Here is a 5,514-nt window from a genome sequence, read left to right on the forward strand (position 1 = left end):
GTGCAACTCCTAAAACTCAGAGTGCCCTCTTAGAGGCGATGGGTGAGAAGACTGTTACTGTACTCGGAGACACAAAGAAGATGGATCGACCATTTTTTGTATTAGCAACACAGAATCCAATTGAAATGGAAGGGACGTATCCATTGCCGGAAGCACAAATGGACCGATTTTTATGTAAGATACTTGTTTCCTATCCAACTAAAGAAGAGTTAATAGAAATTACAAAGAGAACTACTGGAAGCCAAGACATTCGTTTGAACAAAGTAATGAATGCAGAAGATCTGATTATTGCTCAACAAATGGTTAAGGAAGTATTGATTGCGGATGACATGTTAGAGTATGCAGTTGACCTTATTGCAGCTACTCACCCGGAAACTTCTGTCGTCCCAGAAGTTCAGCAATATGTTCAATATGGAAGTGGCCCTCGTGGTTTGCAAAGCCTTATTAAACTAGCAAAAGCAAGAGCCTTGGTTTCAGGTCGTTATCACGTTTCGATAGCAGATATTAAAACTGTAGTAAAGCCTGTACTAAGACATCGTTTGTTGCTTAACTATGAGGGGGAAGCAGAAGGTAAAAGTACGGATGACTTAATAGAAATTATTTTACAAACAGTGAAGCAAGGACAAAGTGTATGAGTAAGGATTACTTGATCCCAAAAGATTGGACTGGAAAGCTAAGTCGATTGTCTATAGCAACCAAATCTAAACTACGTGGACAGCATAAAGGGTCTCATCGTTCCCAAAGATTCGGTGCTTCTCTAGACTTCTCAGATTTCAGGGAATATACGCCTGGAGATGATGTTCGTCAAATTGACTGGAATGTTTATGCTAGAACAGATAAGTATTTTATCAAACGTTTTTTAGATGAACAGGAAATGAGGGTACATATTCTACTAGACTCCTCAAAATCGATGGGAGAAAAAGTAAAATGGAATTTTGCTAGGCAATTAGCAGCTTCCCTAGGTATCCTTGTACTTCAAAGAGATGATCGACTTACCTTTTCTATGGTTTCAAATGAGAAAGTTCCTCCTTTTAGAAGAAAAGGGGCAACCTACCGTAAAGCGTTTGCACAAGTAATAACAGATTTGAATCCGCCGTCCATGGCAGATTCCTTTGCTAAAAATGCAATCTCATTTCTGCCTAAAGACAGTACTGTATTATTCCTAATTACGGATTGCTTGGAGGACATAGAGCATTTAAGCACTCTTATACAAAAACTACCTCGCTTTGCGGGTGATATACGACTATTACAAATTGTTACGAATGATGAGTTAACCCCTTCTTTTTCTGGTGACATGCAGTTGGAAGATGTAGAAACTGCTCAACAATTAAATATATCAATGTCTTCCAGAGTAATAGATTCTTATAATGAGGAAAGAAAGCTGCATCAACTTGCTTTAGAAAAGTTATGTAGTAAATTCGGTATCAAAATAATACAGGTCAATGCAGATGAGGGCATTTCTCATGTCCTATTTCATCAATTACTAAGAGCAAATTGGGTGCAGTGAGGTGAGTACATTTGGGTTTTAGTCAATTACCATATTTATGGACAGCAATATTTCCAGTAGTTGTTCTCCTTTATTATTTCTTCCGAAAAAAATACAAGAAGCAATCCGTTTCATCTACGCTTTTTTGGGAGGAAGTAATGAAAGAAACGCGAGCCTCTCCTTATTTACAGCACCTTCAAAAAAATGCCTTATTTTATCTTCAGATGTTAGCAATGATTTTACTTGTTCTTGCACTAATTCAGCCTTATTGGAAAAAAGAAGCACTTGCAGGAGAGCAGGTTATCTTTGTCGTAGACACATCCGCTAGTATGGAAGTAAATATTAATAATACTAATTTATTTGACCTTCATAAACAAGAAATGCTTGATATGATTGAGCAGTTATCTGGTAAGCCATTCACCCTTATTACTACAGGAAATGAACCAACTGCCGTATTAAAACAAGAAACAAATATAAATCATATAAAAAGTGAAATAAATAAATTAGAAGTGACATATGATGATGAGGCATTTTCCAAAACACTAGATTTTGCTCAATCTTTTTTTCAAACGAAAGATACTTCGGTTTATGTATTCACGGACAAGCTTGATCGACAGACACTACCACTGCACTATGAAAATGTAAGCTGGAATGTTATTGGACAGCCAGCGGAAGTGAATAATATATCCATAAAACGTTTTGGGGCTACTAAGATGAAAAACGGAACTTCAGCATTGGTCCAAATTGACAATCAAACGAACGAAGAACAAAATGCTTCTTTAACCGTATCAAATGGGGAGAAGGATGTTATTAAAGAGGCGGTTATTTTGCCACCTGGAGAAGCGGTGACTCTTTCTTTTAATGAGTTGGAGGAGGCAAGCTTTCTTAAAGCTACCATTGATGTTTCTGATGATTATCTCCTAGATAATGAAATGGTTGTATTTATGCAAGACCAGCTTTCTAAGATTTACATAGATAGCTCGCTACATACATTGGTTCGTACAGCATTTCAATCACTAGGGATTGAAATGAGCAGTATACCATCGGAGCAGGTAAGCTTAGTAAAAGAAGAAGGTGTTCTCGCTACCAATCAGTTTGGTTTGATAAATCAAATGGAAAGACCAGCCTTATTTATTGGAAGAAATGATGTGACGCCAATTGAAGTGAACGGTAATGTTCAAACTGTGGAGCACCCGTTATTTTCTTTTGCTGATTTATCGGATATTTATGTGAGCAGTGTATACCCAGGAGTAGATGGCTATTCTACTATTGCAACAGTCGATAATAAGCCCTTTATCCAGGTATCACCCAAAGGCGATGTAGTCGTGCTTTCCGATATACAAATGACTGATTGGCCATTAAGTCCTTCCTTCCCACTATTTATTTGGAGCGTAAAAGAACAGCTATCCAATAGTAATCTATATTTAGGAACATTTACTCCAAATGAAAGAAAACCTCAATCGTTAGGCAGTACGACGAACGAATGGGAAATATATACGATGGAGGATTCCTATTTATATTCTATTGAAAATGGAGGAGCCTTTATGGCACCAAAAGAGCCCGGTGTGTATGTTATACGTTCAGGTGAAAAAGAAAAATACTTTACGGTAGCGTTATCACAAAAAGAAAAAGAAATTTCCAAAGGAGCTTCTTATTCCATTGGGGCTCAGAAAACAGATAAGCAATCCGAGAATCATGAACAATTTTCGCTAGTTCCATTTTTAATTGTTTTATTGCTCTTGTTGTTTGTTATCGAGTGGGAGGTGCAAAGACGTCGTGGATTTACGAGTTGATCAACCACTATTGCTATTAATATCACTTCCTATTCTTATTTATTTTATATGGATTTGGAATAAAGACAGAAAGCACTGGAAGAAGGAAGGTCTTGTAGTTTTCTTTATCCGCCTGCTTGCTATTCTTTGTTTAATACTTGGTCTTACGAATCCTTATCTATTAATGCCAATTAAAGAGGAACAGGTAGTTTTCCTTATTGATCGTTCTGCCTCCGTTCAAGGTACGGAACAACAGGTTTCTGAATGGGTTGAAAAAAGCTTAGATGCTCAAACAGACAAGCATTTAGTTGGAGTTTATTCTTTCGCTGAAAATTTTCAGTCAGAGATAGCATTAACGAATGAAGATATAAAGCTTCCTGTATTCAGTCCAATGGATTTACCTGGTAATACAGATATTGCTAAAGCATTGCAATTATCTACTGGAATAATTGATCCCAACAAAGCTACAAGAATTGTTCTCTTTACCGATGGAATTGAAACAAGCGGCTCGGTGGCAGATGAACTCATGAAAATGACAGGTAGTAATGTCACTGTTGATGTGGTGGAGCTTGAGAGAATAGCATCGGAGGATGTAGCGATTACTACATTTGAGACTCCACCTGTAGCCTTTGAAGGAGAACAACAGCAGCTAAATGTGGAGTTAGAGGCTACCAAGGCAACTAATGCAGAGCTATTACTTTATCAAAACGATGAATTATTATCTAGAGAACAAGTATCCCTGGAACAGGGCTCCAATAGTTTTACATTCCGGAACACGTCTAAGGGAGAAGGGCTATTGAAATATGACGTACAGGTGATAGTTCAAGGCGATGCCCTAATCGAGAACAATAAGCTTACGAGTGTTACGAATGTAGAGAGCTCTCCAAGACTGCTGATTGTCACCAATGAGGATGCTACAACTAATATTTCTCATGTAATTGACCAAGAGGCAATTACTACAGATGTAATCTCTGCAGGCTCCTTACCATATGATTTATCAAATTATCTAGCCTATGATGCAATTATTTTTGACAACGTTCCAGGGCATCTTGTTGGAGAGCAAAAAATGAATGTCATCGAACAGGCAGTTAAAAATTTCGGTACTGGATTTATGATGGTTGGTGGACAAAATAGCTTTGGACTAGGTGGATATTTTAAAACACCTATAGAAAAGTTATTACCCGTTGAGATGGAAGTGAAAGGGAAGCAACAATTACCTTCATTAGGACTTATTATAGTGATGGATAGGACGGGAAGTATGGCTGGCCCTAAAATGGAGTATGCAAAAGAGGCAGCTGCTCGTTCGGTAGAAATGCTAAGAGACGATGATCATTTAGGCTTCATAGCCTTTGACGATCGACCATGGCAAATCATTGAGACAGAGCCACTCACAGACAGGGAAGACGCGGTTGAAAAGATCCTTTCTGTAGGCGCTGGGGGAGGAACTGAGATATATTCAAGCCTTGCGCAAGCATACGAGCAGTTACAACCATTGAAGCTACAACGAAAACATATCATCTTACTGACAGATGGCCAATCAAGCTCGTCTAATGACTATCAAACTTTAATAGAAGATGGAAAAGAGAATAATATAACTGTTTCTACAGTAGCGGTTGGTCAGGATGCAGACCGTGCTTTATTAGAAAGCCTTGCAGAAATGGGTGGCGGAACATTTTATGAAGTACAGGATGAATCTACCATTCCAGCGATTATGTCTACTGAAACGGCGATCATCTCCAGAACCTATATAGAGGATAATCCGTTTTATCCTACTATTTATGGAGACCCGACCTGGTCTAGTTTGTTTGTGGAAGGAGTTCCACAGATGAATGCATATATTGCAACCACTGCAAAACAAACTGCAAATGTTATTGCACAAAGTGAGAAGGAAGATCCAGTTTTAGCTGAATGGATGTATGGTTTGGGAAGAACACTTGCCTTTACTTCTGATTCTACTGGTGCCTGGAGTGGAGATTTTGCTCGTTGGAATAATTGGGGAGATTTTTGGAATACAGCAGTCTCTAGAATGCTCCCTTCCTATAGTGAAGTGCCATATACTATTCAAAAAGCAAGTGATGGAAGCTATACGGTAACAGACCCATCTGGAAAATCATCCTTTATAGAAGTGGCAGCGGTCAATGAAAAAGGGGAAGAGCTAGAAGTAAGTTCAGAGCCACTGGCGCCTGGAAAATCACGTGTCACGGTTGAGAGCGAGCCAGGACTTGTATTTTTCCGAGTTTCCAATGAACAGGACGC

Annotated in this window: 4 protein-coding genes; all 4 read left to right on the forward strand. The window is 38.6% G+C overall.

All coding sequences use genetic code 11. The annotated features are described in order from the left end of the window. The coding region (locus AC06OU_RS06285) for an AAA family ATPase (protein WP_475854702.1) at nucleotides 1–635 on the forward strand (635 nt) is incomplete at its 5' end. Next, on the forward strand, nucleotides 632–1,507 hold the full coding sequence (locus tag AC06OU_RS06290; protein ID WP_475854703.1) for a DUF58 domain-containing protein: 876 nt from the start codon (nucleotides 632–634) through the stop codon (nucleotides 1,505–1,507). The genes AC06OU_RS06285 and AC06OU_RS06290, both read left to right, overlap by 4 nt. 11 nt (nucleotides 1,508–1,518) lie before the next feature. Then, nucleotides 1,519–3,279 carry a vWA domain-containing protein gene (locus tag AC06OU_RS06295; protein ID WP_475854705.1) on the forward strand — a complete coding sequence of 587 codons (1,761 nt, stop codon included), beginning with the start codon at nucleotides 1,519–1,521 and terminating at the stop codon, nucleotides 3,277–3,279. After that, on the forward strand, nucleotides 3,263–5,514 hold a 2,252-nt coding region (locus AC06OU_RS06300; protein ID WP_475854707.1), incomplete at its 3' end, for a VWA domain-containing protein. The genes AC06OU_RS06295 and AC06OU_RS06300, both read left to right, overlap by 17 nt.

The organism is Psychrobacillus sp., assembly GCF_056205495.1.